This is a genomic window from Staphylococcus sp. HMSC055C03, from assembly GCF_001809385.1.
Lineage (GTDB): Bacteria > Bacillota > Bacilli > Staphylococcales > Staphylococcaceae > Staphylococcus > Staphylococcus simulans.
In genome coordinates, this window is record NZ_KV797487.1 from 51,749 (window position 1) to 76,142 (window position 24,394).

Consider the following 24,394-nt stretch of genomic DNA (forward strand, 5'->3'; position numbering starts at 1 on the left):
CATCTGAATGAGGAGGATTTATTTATGACAGAGACAGTTAACGTGGTCGGTGCAGGTTTAGCTGGTTCAGAAGCTGCATATCAGCTTGCGCAACGAGGCATCAAAGTTAATTTAATTGAAATGCGTCCAGTAAAACAAACACCAGCCCACCATACAGATAAATTCGCGGAATTAGTTTGTTCGAACTCATTACGCGGCAACTCACTGACAAATGCGGTAGGTGTGTTAAAAGAAGAAATGCGTCGCTTAGATTCATTGATTATTAGAGCGGCTGATAATGCACGTGTGCCAGCTGGCGGTGCGTTAGCAGTAGATAGACATGACTTTGCAGGTTATATTACTGATACTTTGAAATCACATCCGAATATTACAGTTATCAATGAAGAAATTGAGAAAATCCCTGAAGGTTATACAATTATTGCGACAGGTCCATTAACGACAGAAGGGCTTGCGAAAGAAATTGTGGATATTACAGGTGAAGATCAACTTTACTTCTATGATGCGGCAGCACCGATTATCGAAAAAGATACGATTGATATGGATAAAGTCTACCTGAAGTCACGTTATGATAAAGGTGAAGCGGCTTACTTAAACTGTCCGATGACAGAAGAAGAATTCGACCGTTTTTATGATGCGGTGTTGGAAGCGGAAGTTGCGCCGGTAAATGAATTTGAAAAAGAAAAATATTTCGAAGGCTGTATGCCATTTGAAGTAATGGCTGAGCGCGGACGTAAAACATTACTATTTGGGCCAATGAAACCTGTAGGATTAGAAGACCCTAAAACAGGTAAGCGTCCATTTGCGGTGGTTCAATTACGTCAAGATGACGCAGCAGGCACACTTTATAATATTGTCGGATTCCAGACGCATTTAAAATGGGGTGCACAAAAAGAAGTTATCCGTTTAATCCCTGGTTTGGAAAATGTTGATATTGTACGTTATGGCGTTATGCACCGTAATACATTTATCAACTCACCGGATGTCTTAAGTGAAACATATCAACTTAAAGGACATGATCAAGTTTACTTTGCAGGTCAAATGACTGGTGTAGAAGGTTATGTGGAAAGTGCTGCCAGCGGTTTAGTGGCTGGTATCAATGTGGCGCATAAACTACAAGGCAAAGCAGAAGTGATTTTCCCGCGTGAAACAATGATCGGCAGTATGGTATATTATATTTCACATGCGAAGAATAATAAGAACTTCCAACCGATGAATGCAAACTTCGGTTTAGTGCCGTCACTTGAGAAAAGAATTAAAGATAAAAAGGAACGTTATGAGCAACAAGCGAATCGTGCTTTAACGTACTTAGAAAACTTTAAGCAAACATTGTGATAAATTATGAATATTTTGATAAAATAGATTTGTGTTTAGAAAACGTTTGCGGTTTCGAGACTTAAATCACTGCAGCTCCCTCTGTCTATATGCTACAATGCAAATGATGGAGGGGTTTTTATTGAATAAAATCCAAGATTCTTTTTTATACATGTTAAAGGTAGAACGCTTTTTTTCTAAACATACTTTGAAATCATATCACGACGATTTGATGCAGTTTAATTCTTTTTTAGAACAGGAGCATTTACAATTAAAATCTTTTGAATATAAGGATGCAAGAAATTATTTATCTTATTTATATTCAAAAGGCTTGAAAAGAACAACAGTTTCTCGTAAAATTTCAACGTTACGGTCTTTTTATGAATACTGGATGACGCAAGATGACACAGTAGTAAATCCTTTTGTTCAACTTGTGCATCCAAAGAAAGAGCAATATTTGCCTCATTTTTTCTATGAAGAAGAAATGAGTGCGTTATTTGAAACAGTTGAAGAAGATGAACATAAAGGCATGCGTGATCGTGTCATTTTAGAATTATTATATGGTACGGGCATTCGTGTTTCAGAATTAGTGAACATTAAGTTAGAGGATTTAGATTTAAATTCACCAGGTGTGAAAGTGCTTGGGAAAGGTAATAAAGAACGCTTTATTCCTTTTGGAAATATGTGCAGTGAGAGTATTGAACGTTATCTTTCAGAATTTCCTCCGCTCAAAAAAGCGTCTCATGATTATTTGCTTGTAAATATGAATGGGCGACCGATTACTGAACGGGGCGTTCGTTATGTGTTGAATGATATTGTGAAACGCACATCGGGCGTGACGGATATTCACCCGCATAAATTGAGACATACTTTTGCGACACATATGTTGAATGAAGGTGCGGATTTAAGAACAGTGCAATCTTTGCTTGGTCATGTCAATCTTTCAACGACAGGGCGATATACGCATGTTTCCAACCAACAATTGCGCAAAGTCTATTTAAATGCACATCCTCGAGCTAAAAAGGAGAAATAGGAATGAATAATTCAATTCATGCGACAACAATCTTTGCGGTCAGACAAAATGGTCATGCTGCAATGGCAGGCGACGGTCAAGTGACATTAGGACAACAAGTCATCATGAAACAAACAGCAAGAAAAGTTCGTAGACTGTATGATGGCAAAGTCTTAGCTGGCTTCGCTGGTAGTGTGGCAGATGCCTTTACACTTTTCGAAAAATTCGAAACTAAGTTGCAAGAATTCAGCGGTAATTTAGAACGTGCTGCAGTTGAACTTGCACAAGAGTGGAGAGGCGATAAACAGCTGAGACAACTTGAAGCAATGCTGATTGTAATGGACAAAAACGCAATATTAGTCGTCAGCGGTACAGGTGAAGTAATCGCACCTGATGATGATTTAATTGCGATCGGTTCAGGCGGTAATTATGCTTTAAGTGCTGGACGTGCTTTAAAACGTCATACAGACATGTCAGCAAAAGATATGGCTTATGCAAGTTTGAAAGTTGCTTCAGAAATTTGTGTTTTCACAAATGACAACATTATTGTCGAAGAATTATAAGTACAACGAAAATTAAGACAACATTATTTTTCCAAAACATTGGAAGAGGTAAATTATATATTGGAGGTTGATCAACGAATGGATGCTAGCGCAATCAAACTTACCCCAAGAGACATTGTATCGCGTTTGAATGAATACATTGTCGGTCAAGATGACGCTAAGAAGAAAGTAGCCATTGCTTTGAGAAACAGATATCGCCGAAGTCAGTTGGACGAAGAATTAAAACAAGAAATCGTTCCGAAAAACATTTTGATGATTGGTCCAACTGGTGTGGGTAAAACTGAAATCGCAAGAAGAATGGCCAAAATCGTCGGCGCACCATTTATTAAAGTTGAAGCAACTAAGTTCACAGAGGTAGGCTATGTTGGACGTGATGTTGAAAGCATGGTACGTGACTTGGTTGATGTTGCTGTCAGACTTGTTAAAGAAGCTAGAAAAGAACAAGTTAAAGACGAAGCGATTAAAAAAGCGAATGAAAAATTGGTTAAATTGCTCGTACCGAGTATGAAGAAAAAAGCGAACCAAAATGCAGGTAATCCTTTTGAATCATTATTCGGCGGAATGATGCCGAACTTTGGCAACCAAGATGATGAAGATGAAGAACCGCCAACAGAAGACGTTAAAACAAAACGTTCTGAAATTCGCCGTCAATTATTAAATGGTGAATTAGAAGAAGAAAAAGTTCGTATCAAAGTTGAACAAGACCCAGGTGCAATGGGAATGTTAGGTACAAACCAAAACCAACAAGTTCAAGACATGATGAATCAATTGATGCCTAAGAAAAAAGTGGAGCGTGAAGTTCCAGTGAAAACTGCACGTAAAATTCTAGCTGATGATTATGCAGATGAATTAATCGATCATGAAACAGCAAACCAAGAAGCGCTAGAATTAGCAGAACAAATGGGCATTATCTTTATCGATGAAATTGATAAAGTAGCCAGCAATAATCATGCAGGCGGCCAAGACGTATCAAGACAAGGTGTACAACGTGACATCTTACCGATTGTCGAAGGCAGTGTCGTTCAAACGAAATATGGTAGTGTCAACACTGAACACATGCTCTTTATCGGAGCAGGTGCTTTCCATGTGTCAAAACCAAGTGATTTGATTCCTGAGTTACAAGGACGTTTCCCAATTCGTGTTGAACTTGAAAGTTTATCAGTTGAAGATTTCGTGAATATTCTTAAAGAACCAAAACTTTCACTGATTAAACAATACGAAGCATTATTACAAACAGAAGAAGTAACGGTTAACTTCACAGACGAAGCGATTACGCGCTTAGCTGAAATTGCTTTCCAAGTTAACCAAGACACTGATAATATCGGTGCACGTCGACTTCATACGATTTTAGAAAAAATGCTGGAGGATCTTTCATACGAAGCACCTGGAATGCCGAATGCGGTGGTAGAGATAACAGCACAATATGTTGATGATAAATTGAAATCTATTTCTACAAACAAAGATTTAAGTGCATTTATCTTATAAACTTATAATTACAAATACAAAAGGAGAAGAAAAATGAGTTTACTTTCAAAAACAAGAGAATTGAATACACTGTTGCAAAAACATAAAGGAATTGCTGTAGATTTTAAAGACGTAGCGCGTAAAATTAGTGAGGTAACTGTAACTAATGTATTTATCGTTTCACGCAGAGGTAAAATCCTAGGAGCAAGCTTAAATGAATTGTTGAAAAACAGTCGAATCAATCAAATGTTGGAAGACCGCTATATTCCAAGTGAATATACTGAAAAATTAATGGACGTTAAACAAACAGAATCAAACATTGATATCGATGATGATTTATCTGTATTCCCTCCAGAAAACAGAGATGCGTTCATTGATAGTAAAACAACAATCTTCCCAGTATTAGGTGGTGGAGAACGTTTAGGTACTTTAGTACTTGGCCGTGTATCTGATGAGTTTAATGAAAACGACTTAGTACTAGGTGAATATGCAGCAACAGTATTAGGTATGGAAATCTTACGTGAAAAACACAGTGAAGTAGAACAAGAAGCACGTGATAAAGCAGCAATCAACATGGCGATCAACTCTTTATCATACTCAGAAAGAGAAGCAATCGAGCACATCTTTGAAGAGTTAGGCGGTAAAGAAGGATTATTAATCGCATCTAAAGTTGCTGACCGTGTCGGCATCACGCGTTCAGTTATCGTAAATGCATTACGTAAACTTGAAAGTGCTGGTGTTATCGAGTCACGTTCACTTGGTATGAAAGGTACTTTCATCAAAGTTAAAAAAGAACAATTCTTAGACGAATTAGAAAAAACAAAATAAGACGATAGAACGCTGACAACTTAAATTTTAAATATTGCTTTATTGACGGCAGTATGTTATATTTAATGACGGCTATAAAGCCGATAACACACATAAAGAGTTGAAATGTAATTGGTGCGATGTTATTGCGTCGTTATTACATGAGCTATTTATGGAGGAAAATAACCAAATTGGAGGATTTTAATCATGGCAGTAATTTCAATGAAACAATTGCTAGAAGCAGGTGTTCACTTCGGTCACCAAACACGCCGTTGGAACCCAAAAATGAAAAAATACATTTTCACTGAAAGAAATGGTATCTATATCATCGACTTACAAAAAACAGTGAAAAAAGTTGACGAAGCTTACAACTTCCTTAAACAAGTATCAGAAGACGGCGGTAAAGTCTTATTCGTAGGTACTAAAAAACAAGCTCAAGAATCAATTAAAAATGAAGCTGAGCGCGCTGGTCAATTCTACGTTAACCAAAGATGGTTAGGCGGAATCTTGACTAACTACAAAACAATCTCTAAACGAGTAAAACGTATTTCTGAAATTGAAAAAATGGAAGAAGACGGCTTATTCGAAGTATTACCTAAAAAAGAAGTAGTTGAAATCAAAAAAGAATACGACCGTTTAATCAAATTCTTAGGTGGTATTCGTGATATGAAATCAATGCCTCAAGCATTATTCGTAGTTGACCCTCGTAAAGAGCGCAACGCGATTGCTGAAGCACGTAAATTACACATCCCAATCGTAGGTATCGTTGATACGAACTGCGATCCAGATGAAATTGATTACGTAATTCCAGCAAACGATGATGCTATCCGTGCCGTTAAATTATTAACAGGCAAAATGGCTGATGCGATCTTAGAAGGACAACAAGGTGTTTCTAATGAAGAAGTAGCTGCTGAGCAAAACATCGACTTAAAAGAAGAAGATAAAGGCGAAGCAAAAGAAACTGAAGAAACTTCTGTTGAATCAAACTAAGAATAATTCAAAATGGGTGATAAGATATTGAGGCTTATCACCTTTTTTTAAAAATAATATGAATAAAAAGTAAAGCTTTTATTGAGTATGCGATGCATACTTGATAAGCGTATAAAAAATAAAGAATAATCAGAGTTTACGCGTTTAACGCGAGACAAATAGAGTTATAATTAGAGAGAGAACTGATATACTATATTTGACTGATTATATTATGTTATATAAATGGAGGAAAATTGAATGGCACAAATTACAGCTAAATTAGTTAAAGAATTGCGCGAAAGAACTGGCGCAGGTATGATGGATTGTAAAAAAGCATTAGTAGAAACTGATGGCGATATCGAAAAAGCAATCGACTACCTACGTGAAAAAGGTATTGCGAAAGCTGCTAAAAAAGCAGATCGTATTGCTGCTGAAGGTATGACTTATGTTGGAGTTAACGGTAACGATGCTGTAATCGTTGAAATCAACTCTGAAACTGACTTCGTAGCACGTAACGAAGGCTTCCAAGAGCTAGTTAAAGAAATCGCTAACCAAATTCTTGAAACTAAACCAGAATCAGTTGACGCATTGTTAGAAACTAAATTATCAACAGGTGACACTGTTAGCGAACGTATCAACAAAGCAATCTCAACAATCGGTGAAAAATTAAGCTTACGTCGTTTCGCAGTTAGAACTAAAGGCGACAACGATGCATTCGGTGCATACGAACATATGGGCGGCCGTATCAGTGTATTAACAGTAGTTGAAGGTACAACTGACGAAGAAGCTGCTAAAGATGTTGCAATGCATATTGCTGCTATCAATCCTAAATATGTTTCTTCTGACCAAGTAAGCCAAGAAGAACTTGCACACGAAAAAGAAGTATTAAAACAACAAGCATTAAATGAAGGTAAACCAGAAAAAATCGTTGAAAAAATGGTTGAAGGCCGTTTACGCAAATATTTACAAGAAATTTGCGCAGTTGACCAAGACTTCGTTAAAAACCCTGATGTTACTGTTGAAGAATTCCTTAAATCAAAAGGCGGTAAATTAACTGACTTTGTACGCTATGAAGTAGGCGAAGGATTAGAAAAACGTGACGAAAACTTTGCTGACGAAGTTAAAGGACAAATGAAATAATAATCTATTAAAATGTTGAACAAGAAAGAAGACACCCTTGTATATCTATATAAATGCACACATTTGTATCGGACGTACCTCAATGTGTCTTCTTTACTTGTATCACATACATATTTTTACTATAGAGAGGATAAGAAAATGGCTGAAACTTCTAAATACAATCGCGTTGTCTTGAAATTGAGCGGAGAAGCACTAGCAGGAGAAAAAGGATTCGGAATTAATCCAATCATTATTAAAAGTGTTGCAAAACAAATTGCAGAAGTCGTAGAATTGGACTGTGAAATCGCAGTTATCGTTGGAGGCGGCAACATCTGGAGAGGTAAAACTGGCAGTGATTTAGGTATGGATCGCGGAACAGCTGACTACATGGGTATGTTAGCAACAGTTATGAATGCATTAGCACTCCAAGACAGTTTAGAACAACTTGACTGTGATACACGTGTTTTAACATCAATCGAAATGAAACAGGTCGCTGAACCTTATATTAGACGTCGTGCAATCAGACACCTAGAGAAAAAACGTGTTGTAATTTTTGCTGCGGGTATTGGCAACCCTTACTTCTCAACAGATACAACAGCTGCATTACGCGCAGCTGAAGTAGAAGCTGATGTAATTTTAATGGGTAAAAATAATGTTGACGGTGTTTACTCAGCTGATCCAAAAGTTGATAAAGACGCAGTTAAATATGAGCATTTGACATACATTCAAATGTTACAAGAGGGTCTTCAAGTCATGGACTCAACTGCCGCTTCATTCTGTATGGACAACAACATTCCGTTGAATGTGTTCTCTATTTCAGAAGAGGGTAATATTAAGCGTGCGGTATTAGGCGAAGAAATCGGAACAGCTATAACTAAATAATTTTATAAATTTGAGGTGTAAGAAAGATGAGTGACATTTTAAGCGAAACGAAATCAAGAATGAAAAAATCTATCGAGAGTTTATCACGTGAATTTGCGACAGTTAACGCAGGTCGTGCAAACTCTAACTTATTAGCTAGTGTAAATGTTGATTACTATGGTGCACCAACACCTGTACAACAATTAGCAAGCATCAACGTACCTGAACCACGTTTATTAGTAGTATCACCTTACGACAAATCATCAATCTCTGAAATTGAGCGTGCAATCAACGCAGCAAACTTAGGTGTTAACCCTACAAGTGATGGTGAAGTGATTCGTATTACAGTACCTGCTTTAACTGAAGAACGTCGTAAAGAATTAGTAAAAGACGTTAAGAAAATGGCTGAAAATGCGAAAGTATCTGTACGTAATATTCGTCGTGACAGCAATGATGAATTGAAAAAAGACGAAAAAAATGGGGATATCTCAGAAGATGAATTACGTTCAGCAACAGAACAAGTTCAAAAAATCACTGATGATTCTATTAAAGAAATTGAAAAAGTATTAGATGAAAAAGAAAAAGACATTATGGCTGTCTAATCATCTAAACAGATTTAAGCAAGACAGTGTTTAAATCACTTATTAAAACTGTACCAACTCAGACTTTGGTACAGTTTTTTAATTGTTCTATTCATTGCGTTTAACGAGTGTGATAAAATGATAGATAATTGCATGAATAATCTATTATAATGTAACAGAGATAGATTGAGCTCGGAGGATAGACCATGTTTAAAAAGCTAAGAAATAAGAATCGTTCTGAAACTGAAACGAACCATTCAGAATTAGATTTACATAACATACCCGAACATATAGCGATTATCATGGATGGTAATGGCCGTTGGGCGAAGAAACGTAAAATGCCAAGAATCAAAGGGCATTATGAGGGAATGCAAACCATTAAGAAAATCACAAGAGCAGCAAATGATATTGGTGTAAAGTATTTAACGCTCTACGCCTTTTCAACTGAAAATTGGTCCCGTCCTGAACAAGAGGTAAATTATATTATGAATTTACCAGTGAATTTCCTTAAGACTTTTTTACCTGAATTAATTGAAAAAGATGTCAAAGTTGAAACTATCGGATTTACAGATGATCTGCCGGCATCAACGTTAAAAGCAATTAATCACGCGAAAGAAAAGACAGCACATAATCAAGGACTTAAATTGATTTTTGCGATTAATTACGGTGGAAGAGCAGAAATCGTAGACAGTGTTCGTCGAATGTTTGATGATATGCAGAAACAAGGATATAATAGCGAGGATATCACTGAAAGTATGATGAATCAGTATTTAATGACAAGTCAGTATCCTGATCCTGAATTATTGATTCGCACATCTGGGGAACAACGTATCAGCAATTTCTTAATATGGCAGATTTCATATAGTGAATTTATATTTGACCAGAAATTGTGGCCTGATTTTGATGAACAAGAATTGTATGATTGTATTAAGATATATCAAAAAAGACAACGTCGCTTCGGCGGGCTATTATAATTTAAGGTAGGAATTTAATATGAGAGTAAGAACGGTCACGGCTATTATTGCCTTAATCATCTTTTTACCGATATTAATTATCGGTGGTCAAGTACTGATGTACTTTTCATTTTTACTAGCGTTTATCGCTTTAAAAGAATTACTAAATATGAATAAAATCCGTTTTATTTCTATACCAGGGATTATCAGTGCACTTGGGCTCGTCATTATTATGTTGCCGCAAGATTTAGGTTCATTAGTCCCTGCTATACAGTTGAAGGGACTTGTAATCATGAGTTTCGTGGTACTAAGTTATACGGTTATGTCTAAAAACCGCTTCAGCTTCATCGACGCAGCCTTCTGCTTAATGTCTGTTGCATATGTCGGCATCGGCTTCATGTACTTATATGAAACACGTGAAGCAGGTCTTGCCTTCATTTTATATGCTTTCTTAGTCGTATGGACAACAGATACAGGAGCTTACTTATTTGGACGCAGTATCGGTAAACATAAATTATGGCCGGTTATCAGTCCGAATAAAACGATTGAAGGTTTTATCGGCGGCGTGCTATGCAGCTTGTTGGTACCGATCATTATGCAGATGTTTATTGAATTCCCAGTCAACATTTTCGTTATGATGGTTGTAACGGTTGTATTAAGTATGTTCGGACAACTTGGCGACTTAGTTGAATCAGGATTCAAACGTCACTTTGGTGTGAAAGACTCAGGTAAAATATTACCAGGACATGGTGGTATTCTCGATCGCTTCGACAGCTTTATGTTCGTATTACCGCTATTAAATATTTTACTTTTACAAAACTAAAAACGTGAGGCATGCGGTTATGCAAACAAAGAAACAGCGTTTGCTTAAGGCATGCCTCATTTTTGTAACATCGTATATTTGTTGTATGTTCGCATGATTTTCATTAAAATGATTTTATAAAATGTTACCGTCACATGTATCTTGTTTAAGCAAGTTTTACATATTTGATGGACCAATTAATTAAATAGGAGTGGCCCAATTTTGCTAATAACTATACTATCTTTTATTATCGTATTCGGCGTATTAGTCTTCGTGCATGAGTTCGGTCACATGTTCTTCGCGAAGCGTGCAGGGATTATGTGTCCTGAATTTGCGATAGGCATGGGACCGAAAATATTCAGTTTCAGAAAGAATGAAACGTTATATACTATCCGTTTATTACCCGTCGGCGGTTATGTCCGTATGGCAGGGGACGGTTTAGAAGAACCGCCTGTAGAACCAGGTATGTCAGTTAAGATTAAATTAAATGATCAAGATGAAATTACGCATATCTTGTTAGATGATCAACATAAATTCCAACAAGCAGAAGTCATTGAAGTGAAGAAAATTGACTTCAAAGATGAAATGTATTTAGAAGGTATTACCTCTTATGATGACGAACGCCATCGTTTTTATATTGCGAAAGAAGCATATTTTGTAGAAAATGGTTCGTTAATCCAAATTGCACCACGTAATCGTCAATTGGTACACAAGACACCATGGCAAAAATTCTTAACATTGTTTGCAGGACCATTATTCAACTTCTTGCTTGCGATTGTGATTTTTATCGGATTAGCATATTACCAAGGCACACCGAATAATGTGGTGAAACAAGTCGCGGATAATACACCAGCACAAGAAATCGGTTTGAAGCCTGGTGATAAAATTGAACAAATCGGTGATAAAAAAATTGAGAACTTTAAAGATATCACAAAAGCTTTAGAAGATAATAAAGGTCAAAAAGTTTCAATTCAATATGAGCGTGACGGTCACCAAAAATCAGCTGAATTCAAACCTAAAAAAGTCGTTGAGAAGTTAACCAAACTGACATCTCAAACACGCTATATCTTAGGTTTCCAACCTGATAAAGACCATAGCTCTCTGATTGCGCCGCTTACAACAGGTGTAGAGCAATTCTTCAAAGCAGGAACGATTATTTTCACAGCAATTGTGTCTATGATAGGGAGTATCTTTACAGGTGGATTTTCATTCGACATGTTGAATGGACCTGTCGGTATTTACCATAATGTTGATACTGTGGTGAAAACTGGTATCATTAACTTGATAGCATGGACAGCTATGTTAAGTGTGAACTTAGGTTTAATGAACCTATTACCAATTCCAGCATTAGACGGCGGAAGAATTCTGTTCGTTATTTATGAAGCGATTTTCAGAAAGCCCGTCAACAAAAAAGCGGAAGCCTACATTATTGGTGCAGGTGCTATATTTGTAGTAATTATTATGATATTAGTGACATGGAATGACATACAACGTTATTTCTTATAGGAAATGGAGGAGCTCAGTTTTATGAGACAGTCAAAAGTATTTATACCAACGTTAAGAGAGGTGCCAGCGGAAGCTGAAGCCTTAAGTCATCGATTACTGTTAAAAGCAGGATTGATTAAACAAAGTACAAGTGGAATTTATAGTTATTTACCGCTTGCGACACGTGTATTAAATAATATTACATCAATTATCAGAGAAGAAATGGAGAAAATTGATGCGGTAGAAATCTTAATGCCGGCATTACAGCCTTCAGAATTATGGGAAGAGTCAGGACGTTGGGAAGCTTATGGCAGTGAATTAATGCGTCTGACTGATCGTAATGGTCGTCAATTCGCGTTAGGACCAACACATGAAGAAGTCGTCACATCATTAGTACGTGATGAATTGAAATCTTATAAGCAATTACCTTTAACACTATTCCAAATTCAATCTAAATTCAGAGATGAAAAGCGTCCACGTTTCGGTTTATTACGCGGTCGTGAATTCATTATGAAAGATGCGTATTCATTCCATGCGGATGAAGCGTCATTAGATGAGACATACAATGATATGTATGATGCATATGGCCGTATCTTTAAGCGTGCGGGTATTAACGCACGTCCAGTGGTCGCAGATTCAGGTGCAATCGGCGGCAGCCATACTCATGAATTTATGGCGTTAAGTGAAATCGGTGAGGATACAATTGTTTACAGTGAAAACAGCGACTACGCTGCTAATATTGAAAAAGCAGAAGTTGTGTATGAGCCAAAAGCACATGATGAAGCTTTACTGGAATTAGAAAAGGTTGAAACACCAAATGCGCATACAGCACAAGAAGTGGCAGATTTCTTAAATCGCCCACTAGATCAAATTACGAAATCAATGGTATTCAAAGTGGATGGCGAATTTGTGATTGTCTTAGTGCGTGGCCATCATGAAGTGAATGACGTAAAATTAAAAGCTTACTTCGGTACAGACAATATTGAACTTGCGAGCCAAGATGAAATTATCAACTTAGTGGGTGCGAACCCAGGTTCAATCGGACCTATTCAAGAAAAAGGCATCAAAGTATATGCGGATAATTTCGTACAAGAAATTCCTAATATTGTCGTTGGTGCAAATGAAGATGGTTACCATTATGTGAATGCGAATCCAGAACGTGACTTTAGCGTAGAAGCGTTCGGAGACTTCCGCTTCATCTTAGAAGGTGAACCGCTCAGCGATGGTTCAGGCGAAGCTAAATTCGCAGAAGGTATCGAAGTTGGACAAGTCTTCAAACTCGGTACAAAATACTCTGAATCTATGAATGCGACATTCTTAGATAACCAAGGTAAAGCACAACCATTAATAATGGGATGCTATGGTATCGGTGTTTCAAGAACATTAAGTGCGATTGTAGAACAAAACAATGATGACAATGGTATTATCTGGCCTAAATCAGTGACACCATTTGAAGTACACTTAATTACGATTAATCCTAAGAAAGATGATCAAAGAGAACTTGGTGATGAGTTATACCAAGCACTTCAAGCATCATTTGAAGTCTTATACGATGATCGTAAAGAACGTGCAGGTGTTAAATTCAACGATGCTGACTTAATCGGTTTACCAGTACGTGTTGTAGTTGGTAAACGTGCGGCAGAAGGTATTGTTGAAGTAAAACGTCGTGACAATGGAGAAAGCGAAGAAGTTGCGGCAGCAGATTTAGTGAATTACGTGAAAGATTTATACGAACAAATTTAATTTTATAAATCAAAAAGCCGAAGTGCTCTGACTGCACTTCGGCTTTTTACATAGCGAAAAATTCAGTTTGCTCATTTTAAGTATTACTGGAAATTTGGTATAATATTTTAGAACTTCAGAACAGAGATGAAAATCAACCGCGTTGTCAAACGTGGTTCCATTTTTTCTATACTCAAAAGGGCATGCACCTTTTTAAATAAATTAAAATTCTCCCTAACCGTATGAACGATGTAATTAATGACTAAGGTGGTAATGGTCTTGGCAATGACAAATCAAGAAAAATTTAAAGTGTTAGCTGATCAGATTAAAATTGCGAATCAGCTCGAACCAGATATTATAGAAAACAGTGAATTAAACCGCATTGATGTCTCTCAAAAAGAGCGGACATGGTTATTTCAAATTACACTGCCTCGCTTTTTAACTTATGAAGACTACATGTTATTTACCCACGCTTTGATTGAAGAATTTAAAGAGATTGCGACTGTAGATTGGCATTTTGTTGTTCAAGATACAAGAAACCAAGATGAGTTTGCGATGAAATACTTCAGCCATTGTATTGAACAGACGAGATTGTCACCCAAAGTAAAAGGACAATTAGGACAAAAACGTCTGATTACTTCAGGTAATGTCTTAAAAGTGATGGTTTCAAATGATATTGAACGTGATTATTTCCATAAAGCGTGTAACGGCAGCTTAGTCAAAGCATACCAACAATGCGGCTTTGACGTGAATAAGATTGTTTTTGAAACAGACACGTCTGAACATGATAATGATTTAGCTTCATTAGAAGCACATATTCAAGAAGAGGATCAACAAAGCGCAAGAGAAGCAACTGAAAAATTAGAACGTATGAAAGCTGAAAAAGCTAAGCAACAAGATAATAACGAAAGTGCTGTTGATAAATGTCAAATCGGTAAACCAATCCAAGTGGATAACGTCAGACCGATTGAATCTATTATTGAAGAAGAATTCAAAGTGGCGATTGAAGGCGTTATCTTTGATATGAATATCAAAGAACTAAAAAGTGGTCGTCACATCGTAGAATTAAAAGTAACAGATTACACAGACTCACTCGTACTAAAAATGTTTACACGTAAAAACAAAGACGATTTAGAACATTTCAAAGCGTTAAGTGTCGGTAAATGGGTATGTGCGCAAGGCCGTATTGAAGAAGATACTTTCGTACGTGATTTAGTCATGATGATGTCTGATATTGAAGAAATTAAGAAAACACCAAAACTAGATAAAGCAGAAGATAAGCGTGTGGAATTACATCTGCATACAGCGATGAGTCAAATGGACGGTATTAATCAAATCGGTGATTATGTTGCACAAGCTGTGAAATGGGGACATCCTGCTATCGCAGTAACAGACCATAATGTCGTTCAAGCTTATCCAGATGCGTTCAGTGCTGCTGAAAAGCATGGCATTAAAATGATTTACGGTATGGAAGGTATGTTGGTCGATGATGGTGTACCGATTGCATACAATCCGACTGACCGTAATCTTAAAGACGCGACTTATGTGGTATTTGACGTTGAGACGACTGGTTTATCAAACCAATACGACAAAATTATCGAGTTAGCCGCTGTAAAAGTCCATGATGGCGAAATCATTGATAAGTTCGAACGTTTCAGTAATCCGCATGAGCGTTTATCTGAAACTATCAAGAATTTGACGCACATCTCAGATGAAATGTTAGTTGATGCTCCTGAAATTGATGATGTATTAACAGAATTCAAAGAATGGGTCGGAGATGCGATATTCGTAGCCCATAACGCATCCTTCGATATGGGCTTCATTGATACTGGCTATGAACGTGCAGGTTTAGGCCATTATACAAATGGTGTTATCGATACTTTAGAATTATCACGTACGATAAATACAGAATTTGGTAAACATGGTTTGAACTTCTTAGCCAAAAAATATGGCGTTGAACTGACACAACATCACCGTGCCATCTATGATACAGAAGCTACGGCTTATATCTTTATTAAAATGTTGAAACAAGTGGATGAACTCGGTGTTAAAAATCATCAAGATATCAACCAATCACTATCAAACGAAGATGCTTATAAACGTGCACGTCCAAGTCATGTGACAATTTTAGTTCAAAACCAAACAGGTTTAAAAAACTTATTCAAGATTGTCAGTGAATCCTTAGTGACGTATTACTATCGTACACCGAGAATTCCACGTTCATTATTAGATGAGTACCGTGAAGGTTTATTAATCGGTTCAGCATGTGATGAAGGTGAAGTCTTTACTGCGGTAATGCAGAAAGACCAATCACAAGTTGAACATATTGCGAAATATTATGACTATATAGAAGTACAACCGCCTGCGTTATACCAAGATTTAATCGATCGTGAATTGATTCGTGATAATGAAACTATGATTGAGATTTATCAGCGTTTGCTTGAAGCGGGTAAAGCAGTCAATGTGCCAGTGGTTGCGACAGGTAATGTGCATTACTTAAATGAACATGATGCAATTGCACGTAAAATCTTAATCGCGTCTCAACCAGGTAACCCATTAAATCGTTCTACGTTACCAGAAGCACATTTCAGAACGACAGATGAAATGTTAGATGCATTCCATTTCTTAGGTGAAGAGAAAGCGAAAGAAATTGTCGTTGATAATACACAAGCACTAGCTGATCGTATTGAACGTGTTGTACCGATTAAAGACAAATTGTATACACCTAATATGGATGGTGCGAATGAAGAAATTCGTGAAATGAGTTATGCGAATGCACGTAAATTATATGGTGATGATTTACCGCAAATTGTTATTGATCGTCTTGAAAAAGAATTAGAAAGTATTATTGGTAACGGATTCGCTGTAATCTACTTGATTTCGCAACGTTTGGTTAAGAAATCACTCAACGATGGTTACTTAGTAGGTTCACGTGGTTCTGTCGGCTCAAGCTTCGTTGCGACAATGACTGAAATTACCGAAGTGAATCCATTGCCGCCGCACTACATTTGTCCAAAATGTAAGAAGAGCGAGTTCTTTAATGACGGTTCCGTCGGCTCTGGTTTCGACTTGCCAGATAAGACATGTGAATGTGGTGCTGAAATGATTAAAGAAGGCCAAGATATTCCTTTCGAAACATTCTTAGGCTTCAAAGGTGACAAAGTACCAGATATTGACTTGAACTTCAGTGGTGAATATCAACCTGAAGCACATAACTACACGAAAGTCTTATTCGGTGAAGATAAAGTATTCCGTGCCGGAACTATCGGTACAGTCGCAGAGAAAACTGCATTCGGTTATGTCAAAGGTTATTTAAATGACCAAGGTATTCATAAACGTGGTGCTGAAATTGACCGTTTAGTTAAAGGTTGTACTGGTGTTAAACGTACAACAGGCCAACACCCTGGCGGCATCATTGTAGTACCTGATGATATGGATATTTATGACTTTACGCCGATTCAATATCCAGCGGATGACCAATCATCAGCTTGGATGACAACGCACTTCGACTTCCACTCCATTCATGATAACGTCTTGAAACTAGATATTCTTGGACACGATGATCCGACGATGATTCGTATGCTTCAAGATTTATCAGGCATTGATCCGAAAACAGTGCCGGTCGATGACAAAGAAACAATGCGTATTTTCAGTACGCCAGAATCCTTAGGTGTTACAGAAGAAGACATTTTATGTAAGACAGGGACATTCGGTGTACCAGAATTCGGTACAGCGTTCGTTCGTCAAATGTTAGAAGATACGAAACCGACAACATTCTCTGAACTCGTTCAGATTTCTGGATTATCCCATGGTACAGACGTATGGTTAGGCAATGCCCAAGAATTAGTACGTTCAGGTACATGTGATCTATCTGGAGTTATCGGTTGTCGTGACGATATCATGGTGTATTTAATGTATGCCGGATTAGAACCATCATTAGCCTTCAAAATTATGGAGGCAGTACGTAAAGGTAAAGGCCTGCAAGAAGAATGGGAAGAAATTATGAAAGAGAATAATGTACCGGATTGGTATTTAGACTCATGTAAGAAAATCAAGTACATGTTCCCGAAAGCCCATGCGGCAGCTTACGTATTAATGGCGGTACGTATCGCTTACTTCAAAGTGCATTATCCGTTATATTATTATGCGTCTTACTTTACTGTTCGTGCATCAGACTTTGACTTATTAACCATGATCAAAGATAAAGAAGGTATCAAAGCGGCAGTGAAAGATATGTATTCTAAATACATGGAACTTGGCAAGAAAGAAAAAGACGTTTTAACTGTGCTTGAAATCATGAACGAAATGGCACATCGCGGTTTCCGTATGCAGCCGATCAGTTTAGAAAAGAGTCAGGCATTTGAATTTATTATTGAAGGCGATACATTGATTCCACCGTTTATTGCGGTGCCAGGTCTAGGTGAAAACGTAGCGAAACGTATTGTTGAAGCGCGTAATGAAGGACCGTTCTTATCTAAAGAAGACTTGAATAAGAAAGCGGGTCTTTCTCAAAAAGTCATTGAGTATTTAGATGATTTAGGTTCATTACCTGGTTTACCTGATAAAGCACAATTATCAATTTTTGATATGTAATGCTTAAAAAGTGTCAACTGTGCTACAATTGGCATTTAAAGATGTACTGTGTTATAATCATAGTGCGTAAAAAATGAACTTTAGTCACGAAGAGTGGGGTTTACCCGCTCTTTTCTATTTGTATAAAGGAGGTCAGCATGAGTAAAATTACTGAACAAATCGAAACAATTATTCAACCGGTTTTAGATGAATTGAATTTTGAACTCGTGGATATTGAATTCACAAAAGAAGGTAGAGACCGCTATCTTAGAATCTCTATTGATAAAGAGGGCGGCGTTGATTTAAATGATTGCACATTAGCATCAGAAAAAATCAGCGCAGCAATGGATGAAGCAGATCCGATTGAACAAATGTATTACCTAGACGTTGCGTCACCAGGTGCTGAGCGTCCTATCAAAGACGATAAGGCGTTTCGTAATGCAGTCAATCAACCTGTATTTGTCACTCTTTATGCGCCGGTTGAAGGTGCTAAAGAATGGTTAGGTGTCTTGCAGTCAGTAGATGACGAGTCAGTTGTGATCGAAGTGCAAGTCAAATCAAAGAAAAAGCAAGTTGAAATCCCAAGAAATAAAATTGCTAAAGCACGTCATGCAGTTTTGATTTAACGTGAGTAGGAGGATTTAACCGTGTCAAATGAATTAATATTAGCAGTAGAATATTTGGAAAAAGAAAAGAAAATTCCTAGAGAAGTACTAATCGATGCGATTGAAGCAGCATTGATTACTGCTTATAAAAAGAATTATGAATCTTCACGTAATGCACGTGTGGAATTGAATATGGACGAAGGTACGTTCAAAGTTATTGCACGTAAAGAAGTCGTAGAAGAAGTATTTGATGACCGCGATGAAGTGGACATCAGTACAGCGTTGGTGAAAAACCCAGCATATGAAATCGGTGATATCTACGAAGAAGATGTTACACCGAAAGACTTCGGCCGTGTGGGTGCACAAGCAGCAAAACAAGCTGTGATGCAACGTTTACGCGATGCTGAAAGAGAAATTCTTTATGATGAATTTATCGATAAAGAAGAAGATATCATGACTGGTATCATCGACAGAGTCGATCACAGATATGTGTATGTTAACTTAGGACGCACTGAAGCGGTATTATCTGAAGCTGAAAGAAGTCCAAATGAAAGTTACATTCCAAATGAACGTATCAAAGTATACGTTAATAAAGTAGAACAAACGACAAAAGGTCCTCAAATCTATGTATCACGTAGTCATCCTGGCTTATTGAAACGTTTGTTTGAAGAAGAAGTACCTGAAATTTATGATGGTACTGTTGTGATTAAATCAGTTGCACGTGAAGCGGGCGATCGTTCAAAAATCAGTGTCTACTCTGAAAATGATGATATTGATGCTGTCGGCGCATGTGTAGGTGCAAAAGGTGTCCGTGTTGAAGCGATTGTTGAAGAGCTTGGCGGAGAAAAAATTGATATCGTACAATGGAATGAAAATCCTAAAGTCTTTGTGAAAAACGCATTAAGCCCTTCACAAGTTTTAGAAGTAATTGTAGACGAAGACAATCAATCTACAACAGTAGTCGTTCCTGATTATCAATTATCACTAGCTATCGGTAAACGTGGTCAAAACGCACGTTTAGCAGCGAAATTGACAGGTTGGAAAATCGATATTAAATCTGAAACAGATGCACGTGAAGCAGGTATCTACCCAGTGCCAGAACAAGACGAAGTTGAAGAAACACCAATCGAAGAAGATCTTTCTGAAGATGTGGTAGTGGCACAAGTAGAAGAAGTACCTGAAGCTGAAGATGTTGAAGTAGAAGAAGCGGAAGACATTGAAGCAGCTGAATCAGAAGAAGACGAAGCTTCAGAAGAAACAGAAGCTAAAAAAGACGTAGAAGAATAATTTGGAGTGAATGCCTTTATGAAGAAAAAGAAGATTCCAATGAGAAAGTGTATACTTTCAAATGAAATGCGTCCCAAAAACGATATGATTCGTGTGGTTATAAACAAAGAAGGCGAAATTTCTGCAGATGCGACAGGTAAGAAACCTGGACGTGGTGCGTACGTTTCTAAAGATGTAGCACTTGTAGAAAAAGCACAGCAAAAAGGGATTTTAGAGAAGTTCTTTAATGCTGATGCTGAAACTTTAGAGCCTGTCTATAAAGAAATCATACGTCTCATTTACAGAGAAGAGATTCCAAAATGAATAAGAGCAACATCTTGAATTTTTTAGGATTGGCAATGCGGGCTGGCAAGGTTAAAAGTGGTGAGTCAGTTATTCTGACAGAAATCAAAAAACGAAAAACATCGTTAGTGATTCTGTCTGAGGATGCGTCATCGAGGACAACCAAAGAAATCAGTCAAAAATGTGAGAGTTATCACGTTCCGTTGCGTATATTCGGTACAAGAGAAGAGTTAGGCCAAGCACTTGGCAAATCTTCTCGCGTGAATATAGCTATAATGGATAACGGTTTTGCCAAAAAGCTATTATCAATGATAGATGAATAACGTAAGGAGTGATTATATGAGTAAAAAGAGAATTTACGAGTATGCAAAAGATTTAAAATTAAAAAGTAAAGATGTTATTGATGAATTGAAGAAGATGAATGTTGAGGTGTCTAACCACATGCAAGCGTTAGAACCGAATGAAATCAAAGAGTTGGATAAAAAATTCAAACCAAATTCATCTAAAGATAAGCAAAACGATAAAGCTGCTCAAAATAATCACAAAAAACATCAAAACAATAATAAAGATAAAAATAAAAATAATAACAATAATAGCGGTAATGCTAAAAAGAATAATAAAAAAGGCAACAAGAACCACAACAAAAATAATAATAAAAACAACAACAAACATAAGAAAAACAATAATCAAAAACCAGCACCAGAACAACCGAAAAAAGAAATGCCAGAAAAAATTACTTATTTAGAAGGTATTACGGTTGGCGAATTAGCTGACAAAATGAATATTGAGTCATCAAGTATTGTTAAGAAATTATTCTTACTTGGTATTATGGCAAACATTAACCAATCATTAGACGATGAAACAATTGAGTTAATCGCTGATGATTATGGTGTAGAAGTAGAAAAAGAAGTAGTCATTGACGAAGAAGACTTAGATATCTACTTCGATGATGAAGAAGAAGATCCGGATGCAATTGAGCGTCCAGCAGTTGTAACAATCATGGGACACGTTGACCATGGTAAAACAACGCTACTTGACTCAATCAGAAATACACATGTGACACAAGGTGAAGCGGGCGGTATCACACAACATATCGGTGCTTACCAAATCACAAATGACGGCAAAAAAATCACTTTCTTAGATACACCTGGACACGCAGCCTTCACTACTATGCGTGCACGTGGTGCGCAAGTCACTGATATCACAATCTTAGTGGTTGCAGCAGACGACGGTGTTATGCCTCAAACAATTGAAGCGATTAACCATGCTAAAGAAGCAGATGTGCCGATTATCGTAGCGGTAAACAAAATTGATAAACCAACAGCAAACCCTGATCGTGTTATGCAGGAATTAACTGAACATGGTTTATTCCCTGAAGACTGGGGAGGCGACACAATCTTCGTACCACTTTCAGCATTAAGCGGTGACGGTATTGAAGACTTATTAGAAATGATTGTCTTAGTATCAGAAGTACAAGAATTAAAAGCGAACCCAGACAAACGTGCTGTCGGTACAGTTATTGAAGCTGAATTAGACAAATCACGTGGTCCTGCGGCATCATTATTAGTTCAAAATGGTACGTTGCATGTGGGAGATGCTATTGTAGTAGGTAATACGTTCGGTCGTATCCGTGCAATGGTGAATGATTTAGGTCAACGTATCAAATCAGCTGGTCCATCGACACCGGTTGAAATTACGGGTATTAATGATGTACCACAAGCCGGTGACCGCTTCGTTGTCTTCTCAGACGAAAAACAAGCACGTAGAATCGGTGAAGCACGTCATGAAGAAAGCATCTTACAACAACGTCAAGAAAGCAAAAACGTTTCATTAGACAACTTGTTCGAACAAATGAAACAAGGTGAAATGAAAGACCTTAACGTAATCATCAAAGGTGACGTACAAGGTTCAGTAGAAGCATTAGCAGCTTCACTTATGAAAATTGATGTTGAAGGTGTTAACGTTCGTATCATCCATACAGCAGTGGGTGCAATCAACGAATCTGACGTTACACTTGCGAATGCTTCAAACGGTATCATCATCGGCTTCAACGTACGTCCTGACTCTGGTGCGAAACGTGCAGCTGAACAAGAAAATGTAGACTTACGTTTACACCGTGTTATCTACGACGTAATCGAAGAAATTGAATCAGCGATGAAAGGTATGCTTGACCCTGAATACGAAGAAAAAGTCATCGGACAAGCTGAAGTTCGTCAAACATTCAAAGTTTCTAAGGTCGGTACAATCGCAGGATGTTATGTAACTGAAGGTAAAATCACACGTAACGCAGGAGTACGCGTCATCCGTGACGGTATTGTCATCTTCGAAGGTAAACTTGATACGTTAAAACGTTTCAAAGACGATGCGAAAGAAGTGGCAAAAGGTTACGAGTGTGGTATTACAATTGAAAAATACAACGACTTAAAAGTTGACGATATTATCGAAGCATACGAAATGGTTGAAATCCAACGTTAAACTTGATAATTTAGATAAAAGCACTTCCTTAAGCGGGAGTGCTTTTTCGTATGATTAAGGGAATACTATCATAAATATAATTGGGAGGTGTATGTATGATGGTTAACAATATTTGGTTTAATCTTGCGAGTCAGGACTTAGACAAAAGCAAGAAGTTTTATCAAAATATCGGCTTTGAGATTATGGAACGTCCGGAACAAGAGGGCAAGATGTTCGGTATCAAAGCAAAAAAAGGCTCTCCAATAATGATTGTAGCCATGAAATACTTTGAATCATATATTCATCGCGTACCTTATGGTAATGATGCGTTGATTTCACTTTCGGTTGATACAAAAGAAGAAGCACATCAACTTAAAGAAGATGTACAGAGTTTCGGAGGTAAAATTATCGATCAACCTAAAGAACGTGATGGTTTTTATGGCTTCACATTTGAAGATATTGATGGGCATTTCTTCAACATTCTAGTTTTTGATGAATAAAAATCATAAAACATATTAAATATCCAATCTGATGATAGTCTCAGCACTGTATTCAGATTGGATTTTTTTATCTTAAAACAGATTGACCTCTATAAGAACTAGGTTTGTAAATGTATTGTAAAGTTTCAATAAAAACCATAAAACTTATTGAAATAGACTTTGCATAGGCATATGATTAAATTGAAATTATACATAACTTTTTAACAAGTTGTGGGAAGTGGAATTTAATATCACTACAGCAATCTATTTTATAATCTAGAAGGTGAACAGCTATGAAAACAATCTTTGGACACAGGGGTGTACCAAGTGTCGCACCAGAGAACACGTTAGCATCTTATCATGCCGCAGCAGAAATTCCTGAACTGCAATGGATTGAAGTCGATGTCGGAATTACTGCAGATGAACAATTAATAATGATTCATGATGATTATTTAGATCGTACAACTTCAATGACAGGAGAAATCAGTGAAACCTTATTTAAAGATATCCAACAAGCGAGTGCAGGTTATTGGTTCCATCCAAAATTCAAAGAAGAAAAAGTTCTAACTTTCGATGAATTTATTGATTTTGTGAATGCCTCTCAACTAAATGTCAATATTGAACTAAAAGGTATTACAGGTAATCATGGACCAAAATTAGCTAAATCATTAATTAAACAGTTAGTTGAAACAATGCCGAAATTTAGTCCTGAAGTAGAAATATTATTTTCTAGTTTTAATATTCCATTGCTTAAAGCAGTTCAAGAAGCGCTTCCTCAATATCCTAGAGCGGTACTCTATGAAATGTGTGCATTTTATGAAGATTGGCGTACAGTTTTAGATTTTTGTGATACACATATTTTGCATTTGGAAGATATTGATTTGACTGAAGCGTTAGTCAGACGTATCAAAGATGATGGTTATATTTTAAATGTATATACCGTGAATGATGTAGATAGAGTGAACCAACTCTTTAACTTTGGTGTGGATGGTGTGTTTACAGACTATCCGCAAAATTTAGTACATTTGCAAGAATCACTTTGACATAGGCCGCAACTAGGAGGAAA

At 37.1% G+C, this 24,394-nt stretch carries 21 protein-coding genes; all 21 read left to right on the forward strand.

The genetic code is table 11. The features are described from left to right. The first annotated feature begins 24 nt into the window (after nucleotides 1–24). On the forward strand, nucleotides 25–1,332 hold the full coding sequence (trmFO, locus tag HMPREF2603_RS04960) for an FADH(2)-oxidizing methylenetetrahydrofolate--tRNA-(uracil(54)-C(5))-methyltransferase TrmFO (protein WP_060803506.1): 1,308 nt from the start codon (nucleotides 25–27) through the stop codon (nucleotides 1,330–1,332). A gap of 121 nt (nucleotides 1,333–1,453) precedes the next feature. Continuing rightward, a complete protein-coding gene (gene xerC / locus HMPREF2603_RS04965; protein WP_060803507.1) occupies nucleotides 1,454–2,344 on the forward strand; it encodes a tyrosine recombinase XerC in 891 nt (296 codons plus the stop codon). Nucleotides 2,345–2,346: 2 nt separating this feature from the next. Beyond that, complete coding sequence (hslV, locus tag HMPREF2603_RS04970; RefSeq protein WP_023015696.1) at nucleotides 2,347–2,886, forward strand: ATP-dependent protease subunit HslV; 540 nt, start codon at nucleotides 2,347–2,349, stop codon at nucleotides 2,884–2,886. A 78-nt stretch (nucleotides 2,887–2,964) separates the two neighbouring features. Next, the gene (hslU, locus tag HMPREF2603_RS04975; protein ID WP_002480692.1) at nucleotides 2,965–4,371 is read left to right on the forward strand and encodes an ATP-dependent protease ATPase subunit HslU; all 1,407 of its coding nucleotides are present in this window, start codon (nucleotides 2,965–2,967) and stop codon (nucleotides 4,369–4,371) included. A gap of 33 nt (nucleotides 4,372–4,404) precedes the next feature. Continuing rightward, nucleotides 4,405–5,178 carry a GTP-sensing pleiotropic transcriptional regulator CodY gene (gene codY / locus HMPREF2603_RS04980; RefSeq protein ID WP_070501976.1) on the forward strand — a complete coding sequence of 258 codons (774 nt, stop codon included), beginning with the start codon at nucleotides 4,405–4,407 and terminating at the stop codon, nucleotides 5,176–5,178. 186 nt (nucleotides 5,179–5,364) lie between these two features. After that, nucleotides 5,365–6,147 carry a 30S ribosomal protein S2 gene (gene rpsB / locus HMPREF2603_RS04985; protein ID WP_002480694.1) on the forward strand — a complete coding sequence of 261 codons (783 nt, stop codon included), beginning with the start codon at nucleotides 5,365–5,367 and terminating at the stop codon, nucleotides 6,145–6,147. Between the two features lie 237 nt (nucleotides 6,148–6,384). Beyond that, a complete protein-coding gene (gene tsf / locus HMPREF2603_RS04990; protein ID WP_002480695.1) occupies nucleotides 6,385–7,266 on the forward strand; it encodes a translation elongation factor Ts in 882 nt (293 codons plus the stop codon). Between the two features lie 138 nt (nucleotides 7,267–7,404). Then, the gene (gene pyrH / locus HMPREF2603_RS04995; RefSeq protein WP_060803508.1) at nucleotides 7,405–8,127 is read left to right on the forward strand and encodes a UMP kinase; all 723 of its coding nucleotides are present in this window, start codon (nucleotides 7,405–7,407) and stop codon (nucleotides 8,125–8,127) included. A gap of 26 nt (nucleotides 8,128–8,153) precedes the next feature. Then, nucleotides 8,154–8,708, forward strand: a complete 555-nt coding sequence (gene frr / locus HMPREF2603_RS05000) for a ribosome recycling factor (protein ID WP_023015695.1) — start codon at nucleotides 8,154–8,156, stop codon at nucleotides 8,706–8,708. Nucleotides 8,709–8,893: 185 nt separating this feature from the next. Next, a complete protein-coding gene (locus tag HMPREF2603_RS05005; protein ID WP_002480698.1) occupies nucleotides 8,894–9,661 on the forward strand; it encodes an isoprenyl transferase in 768 nt (255 codons plus the stop codon). A 19-nt stretch (nucleotides 9,662–9,680) separates the two neighbouring features. Continuing rightward, complete coding sequence (locus tag HMPREF2603_RS05010) at nucleotides 9,681–10,463, forward strand: phosphatidate cytidylyltransferase (protein WP_002480699.1); 783 nt, start codon at nucleotides 9,681–9,683, stop codon at nucleotides 10,461–10,463. Between the two features lie 201 nt (nucleotides 10,464–10,664). Then, nucleotides 10,665–11,948 (forward strand): RIP metalloprotease RseP, encoded by a 1,284-nt coding sequence (rseP, locus tag HMPREF2603_RS05015; protein ID WP_002480700.1) that lies wholly within the window; start codon nucleotides 10,665–10,667, stop codon nucleotides 11,946–11,948. A gap of 21 nt (nucleotides 11,949–11,969) precedes the next feature. Beyond that, on the forward strand, nucleotides 11,970–13,670 hold the full coding sequence (locus HMPREF2603_RS05020; RefSeq protein WP_060803509.1) for a proline--tRNA ligase: 1,701 nt from the start codon (nucleotides 11,970–11,972) through the stop codon (nucleotides 13,668–13,670). A gap of 264 nt (nucleotides 13,671–13,934) precedes the next feature. Next, nucleotides 13,935–18,242 carry a PolC-type DNA polymerase III gene (locus HMPREF2603_RS05025; RefSeq protein ID WP_148130420.1) on the forward strand — a complete coding sequence of 1,436 codons (4,308 nt, stop codon included), beginning with the start codon at nucleotides 13,935–13,937 and terminating at the stop codon, nucleotides 18,240–18,242. A 137-nt stretch (nucleotides 18,243–18,379) separates the two neighbouring features. Beyond that, nucleotides 18,380–18,847: a ribosome maturation factor RimP gene (gene rimP / locus HMPREF2603_RS05030; RefSeq protein ID WP_002480703.1), complete on the forward strand. Its 468-nt coding sequence runs from the start codon at nucleotides 18,380–18,382 to the stop codon at nucleotides 18,845–18,847. A 21-nt stretch (nucleotides 18,848–18,868) separates the two neighbouring features. Further along, nucleotides 18,869–20,113, forward strand: a complete 1,245-nt coding sequence (nusA, locus tag HMPREF2603_RS05035) for a transcription termination factor NusA (protein WP_060803511.1) — start codon at nucleotides 18,869–18,871, stop codon at nucleotides 20,111–20,113. A gap of 18 nt (nucleotides 20,114–20,131) precedes the next feature. Then, entirely contained in the window at nucleotides 20,132–20,416 is a 285-nt protein-coding gene (gene rnpM / locus HMPREF2603_RS05040) for an RNase P modulator RnpM (RefSeq protein ID WP_057509824.1), read from the forward strand. Then, entirely contained in the window at nucleotides 20,413–20,718 is a 306-nt protein-coding gene (locus HMPREF2603_RS05045; RefSeq protein ID WP_023015690.1) for a YlxQ family RNA-binding protein, read from the forward strand. Before rnpM ends, HMPREF2603_RS05045 begins: the two co-directional genes overlap by 4 nt. A gap of 16 nt (nucleotides 20,719–20,734) precedes the next feature. After that, nucleotides 20,735–22,870, forward strand: a complete 2,136-nt coding sequence (infB, locus tag HMPREF2603_RS05050; RefSeq protein ID WP_060803512.1) for a translation initiation factor IF-2 — start codon at nucleotides 20,735–20,737, stop codon at nucleotides 22,868–22,870. A gap of 95 nt (nucleotides 22,871–22,965) precedes the next feature. Next, nucleotides 22,966–23,349, forward strand: coding sequence for a VOC family protein (locus HMPREF2603_RS05055; protein WP_002480708.1), 384 nt, complete (start codon nucleotides 22,966–22,968; stop codon nucleotides 23,347–23,349). 272 nt (nucleotides 23,350–23,621) lie between these two features. Continuing rightward, on the forward strand, nucleotides 23,622–24,371 hold the full coding sequence (locus HMPREF2603_RS05060) for a glycerophosphodiester phosphodiesterase family protein (RefSeq protein WP_060803514.1): 750 nt from the start codon (nucleotides 23,622–23,624) through the stop codon (nucleotides 24,369–24,371). The last annotated feature ends 23 nt before the right edge of the window (nucleotides 24,372–24,394 follow it).